Annotated in this window: 3 protein-coding genes; 2 read left to right on the forward strand and 1 reads right to left on the reverse strand. The window is 65.5% G+C overall.

The genetic code is table 11. The features are described 5' to 3' along the window. Positions 1–83: 83 nt before the first annotated feature. Entirely contained in the window at positions 84–3,026 is a 2,943-nt protein-coding gene (locus ACEN88_RS24585; protein WP_413343897.1) for a TonB-dependent receptor plug domain-containing protein, read from the reverse strand. A gap of 325 nt (positions 3,027–3,351) precedes the next feature. Between ACEN88_RS24585 and kdgD the strand changes: the two genes are divergently transcribed. Together kdgD and ACEN88_RS24595 are read left to right on the forward strand one after the other, a co-directional pair. Beyond that, positions 3,352–4,263 carry a 5-dehydro-4-deoxyglucarate dehydratase gene (gene kdgD, locus ACEN88_RS24590; protein WP_413343899.1) on the forward strand — a complete coding sequence of 304 codons (912 nt, stop codon included), beginning with the start codon at positions 3,352–3,354 and terminating at the stop codon, positions 4,261–4,263. A gap of 33 nt (positions 4,264–4,296) precedes the next feature. Further along, positions 4,297–4,737, forward strand: a 441-nt coding sequence (locus ACEN88_RS24595) for an aldehyde dehydrogenase family protein (protein ID WP_413343901.1), incomplete at its 3' end; no start/stop codon positions are given.

A 4,737-nucleotide genomic window follows, 5' to 3' on the forward strand; every position in this document is an offset into this window, starting at 1 on the left:
AAAAACAAAAAAATAATAAAAAAACAAATTTCTTGTGCCCCCCCCCCCCGGCCCCCCCCCCCCCCGGGGCCCCCCACGGTTGCTTAAAACGCCATCCGAACACCGGCGCGATAGGTGCGGCCGATCACGTCATACAGCGCCGGATTGATACCGATACTGAGGTTCGTCTGCGGCACGAGCACCGGCCCGCGGTCGGCCAGGTTGTCGATCTTGAAGTACAACATCGAGTCCTTCGCGAACGTGTACGTCGCACCGAAGTCGATGTACGTGGCGCCCGGCAGGTGGTTGTCGTAGATCGTCGGATGCGCCGCGGTCGGCACCGGGCAGTTGGTCTGGCACTCGATGAACTCGTTGCTGAACACACCGGCGCTGACCCAGCGCTCGGTCAGGCTGAGACCCAGCTTGCCGTCGTCCCACGACTGGGTCAGGAGCGCCTTCCACTTCGGCGTGCTGCCCGCCATGTTGCCAGCGCCCTCGCTCGGCGTCGTGCCCGGCACGCCCGGGTCGGACACCGAGTGGATCGTGCGCGTCGCCATGCCGCGCAACGTGAACATGCCCGGCAGGCCGTAATCACGCAGGTTCGTGCGGTACGCCGTCTCGATGTCGACGCCGCGCGTGTGCAGCGACGCGAAGTTGAAGCTCTGCGCCAGCACGTAGTTCGTGCCGGCCGCACCGTTGATCGACACGGCGCTGCACACGTTCTGGTAGCCCGCGTAGCACAGGTCGACCTCCTGCTGGGGACCCAGCGAGTTGATCACGTTCTTGACCTTGATGTCGTAGTAGTCGACGGACAGGTTGAAGCCGCGCGCCCAGCCGGGTTGCGAGAGCACGATGCCGAACGAATTGTTGCGGGCCACTTCCGGCTTCAGGTCCGGGTTGCCCACGTTGCGCTGCTGGATCTGGATGGACGAACCCTGGTTGTTGTTGACGGCCTGGTTCGTCACCGTCATCGCGGCATACAGCTCGGACAGGTTAGGCGCGCGCACGTCCTTGGAGCTGACGGCGCGCAGGCGCAGGCCGTCGACGGGCGTCTTCCACGTCGCGCCGATCTTCCACGCGCTCGCATGGCCGGCGGTGCTGTATTTTTCTTCGCGGTCGGCGATGTTCAGGTTCGCCTCGCCCCACGTGGCCGACTTCAGGAACGGGATGTTGAACTCGAGGTAGGCTTCCTTCACGTTGAACGCGCCGCGGCCGTTGTGGTAGTTCCCGGCGAACCAGTTGTCGCCGCCGGTCGACAGCGTGGTGTCGAGCGGATAGCTCGGGCCGTAGCGCGACTGCAGGTCCACGCCGGCGCCGTACGGGTCGCCGACCACCGAATAGTCCTCGCGGCGCCATTCGAAACCGGTGGCCATCGAGATCGGCCCGGCCCAGCCTTCGGCCACGTCGCCGTGCACGTTGGCGCTGACGACGTTCTGGCTCGAATCCGTATGCTGCATCGGCCCGTTCAGCGGCGCGATGTACGACCAGCCGGCCATGTTGATCGGCACGTCGCCGAAGATGTTGATCGGCTGGCAGCCGTTGGCGCGCGCGTTGGCGTCACGGCAGACGATGTTGCCGCTGGCGTCGCGCACGGCATCGATCGCGTAGTTGTAGCGGCGGTTCAGGGTGATGTCCTGCACGTGGATGACGGTCGTGTTCTCGCCATGTTCCGCGTACGCGTCATACGACCAGTCCTTGCCGAACAGCGTGAAGCGGCCGTCCGCACCGACGACGAAGCGGCGCTGCGTGCGCGTCGGGAGCACGGAAATATTGGCGGGGAATTCCGCGTTCGCCGTCCCGACCTGCATCACGCCGTTCGGATAGCCGGATGCGCAGCCTGCCGCGATCGACGCCGGCAGGTACGCGTTGTCGCACTTGATGCCGAGGTTGGCCTGCTTGGCCGCGCCCGGGTTCGGCGAGAACACGGATTTCACCTGCGCCCAGTTGCCCGTCACGTAGATCTCGTTATCGGCGTCGAGGTCCCACGACACGCGCGTGTACGCGACCTGGCGCTTGAAGTTCATCGCCAGGTTCGTGCCCGCGCCCACGCTGCCCGCCAGATCGCCGCCCACGCAGAAGTTGCCCACGCAATTCGACCCGTACTGGAACGGGTACGGCGTGCCGCCCGGACCGAATGCCGTGCCTTTCAGCGGGCCGTCCGTGATCAGGCCGTACTTCGCGTACTGGATGTGCTGCGCGTGCTGGATGCTTCTGTAGCGCGGCGCGCCCGCGGCCTGCATCGCCTTCGTCGATTCCTGCAGCGCCGGGTTCTTGTACCAGCTGCGGCCGTTCGCGCCCACTTCGCCGAAGCCCGGCGAATCGATGCCGTTCTCCTTCGTGAACTCGCCGCTCGCCGTCACGTGCAGGCGATCGTTCATGAAGCCCCTGCCCCACGCGGCCTGCAGGGTGCCGTTCTTGTCGTCGTGGTACTTCGTCATGCCGCCTTCGGCATTGAACTTGAAGCCGCTGAATTTTTTGTCGGTGATGAAGTTCACCACGCCGCCCACCGCATCGGAACCGTACGACGCCGACGCGCCGCCCGTCACGACGTCCACGCGTTTTACCAGCAGTTGCGGGAACTGGCTGACGTCCGTGACGCCGGTGACGTTCGCACCGACGACGCGCTGGCCGTCCAGCAGGGTCAGGGTGCGGATCGTGCCGAGGCCGCGCAGCGACAGCGACGACAGGCCCTGCACGCCGCTCGACGTGCTGTACGTGAACGTCGTGCGGCCCGTGCTGCCCTGCAGGGCGGGCAGTTCGGCCAGCGTGTTGAACAGGTTCGGCTTGGCGGATTTCGCCAGGTCGTCGGCCGTCAGCGTCGTCGTCGGCGTCGGCTGGCTGAAACCGCGCGCGGCGATGCGCGAGCCGGAGACGACGACGGTGTTGACGCCCTCCTGGGGTGTGGCCGCCGCCGGCGCGGGTGCGGGTGCCGAAGCGGGATCGGCGGGGGCGGCGGCGGTCTCCTGGGCATGGCCCGGGAGGGCGAGGACGCCGCAGGCACTGGCGACGGCGAGGTGGATCAGGGTCTTGCGGAACTGCTTTGGCATGGTGTCTCCGTTTTTGTTTTATCGGTGTGGTCCGGTTGCGAACCGCGATGCCCGGCAGGGTGCTCTCTTCACCTCATCCCGGTCCGCTGCCTCTGCTTTACGCGGTGGTAACGCTATCTGTTACCGCTATCATTGCGTAAATTGCATTTTGAACCGCATCGTAAATATGCGTCCAATAACTTTTTTTAATCGCTCGATGCCAAAATCGGTATCGCTCTGTATGCAGCCCCAACAATTTGTGCTTGCCCTTTTTCCGCCTCACTTGTACGATGACTGACAATTGTTGACACATCATCGCGCCCGCGCGTCCTTCCCTGGAGACCCAATGAATCCGCAAGAACTCAAGCAAGTCATGTCGTCCGGCCTGCTGTCCTTCCCCATCACCGACTTCGATGCAGAAGGCAACTTCCGCCCCAGCACCTACATCGAACGCCTGGAATGGCTCGCCCCGTACGGCGCCACCGCCCTGTTCGCGGCCGGCGGCACCGGCGAATTCTTTTCGCTGACGCATGACGAGTACTCGCAGGTGATCAAGACCGCCGTCGACACGTGCGCCGGCAAGGTGCCCATCCTCGCCGGCGCCGGCGGCCCGACCCGCGCGGCCATCGCGTTCGCGCAGGAAGCCGAGCGCCTCGGCGCGAAAGGCGTGCTGCTGCTGCCGCACTACCTGACGGAAGCGAGCCAGGATGGCCTCGTCGCGCACGTGGAAGCCGTCTGCAAATCGGTCAAGATCGGCGTCGTGGTGTACAACCGCGCGCAGTGCCGGCTGACGCCGGACTCGCTGGAAAAGCTGGCCGACCGCTGCCCGAACCTGATCGGCTTCAAGGACGGCATCGGCGACATCGAACTGATGGTCTCGATCTGGCGCCGCATGGGCGACCGTTTCAGCTACCTGGGCGGCCTGCCGACCGCGGAAGTCTACGCCGCGGCGTACAAGGCGCTGGGCGTGCCGGTGTACTCGTCGGCCGTGTTCAACTTCATGCCGAAGCTCGCGATGGATTTCTACCACGCGATCGCCAAGGACGACCACGCGACGACGAACCGCCTGCTGGACGAATTCTTCCTGCCTTACCTGGCGATCCGCAACCGCAAGGCCGGTTACGCCGTGTCGATCGTGAAGGCGGGCGCCCGCCTCGTCGGCCACGACGGCGGCCCGGTGCGCGCACCGCTGACCGACCTGACGGCGGAAGAATCCGACATGCTGCACAAGCTGATCGTCGCCCAGGGCGGCCAATAAAATAACAAGAACGACTACCAGCAAGGAGAAACCATGACGATTCAAGGTGAAATGATCATCGGCCGCCGCGTCGTGCGCGGCAGCGCCGGCACCACGCGCGCCTTCAACCCGGCCACGCGCGCCCAGATGGAACCGGAATTCGGCCTCGCGACGGAAGACGACGTCGCCGCCGCCTGCACGCTCGCGGAACAGGCCTTCGACACCTACCGGAACCTGCCGCTGGAACTGCGCGCGCGCTTCCTGGAAACCATCGCCGACCGCATCATGGACATCGGCCCCGCGCTGATCGAACGCGCCTCCGCCGAATCGGGCCTGCCGACGGCGCGCCTGGAAGGCGAGCGCGGACGCACGTGCAACCAGCTGCGCCTGTTCGCCAAGGTCGTGCGCGACGGGCACTTCCTCGAAGCGACGCTCGATTCCGCCCTGCCCCAGCGCACGCCGCCCCGTTCGGACCTGCGCATGCGCAAGATCCCG

The organism is Massilia sp. CT11-108 (assembly GCF_047302915.1).
GTDB lineage: Bacteria > Pseudomonadota > Gammaproteobacteria > Burkholderiales > Burkholderiaceae_D > Telluria > Telluria orientalis.

Coding starts and splice junctions, on each gene's coding strand:
- kdgD (WP_413343899.1), top strand. CDS start 3,352: ATGAATCCGCAAGAACTCAAGCAAGTCATGTCGTCCGGCCTGCTGTCC.
- ACEN88_RS24585 (WP_413343897.1), bottom strand. CDS start 3,026: ATGCCAAAGCAGTTCCGCAAGACCCTGATCCACCTCGCCGTCGCCAGT.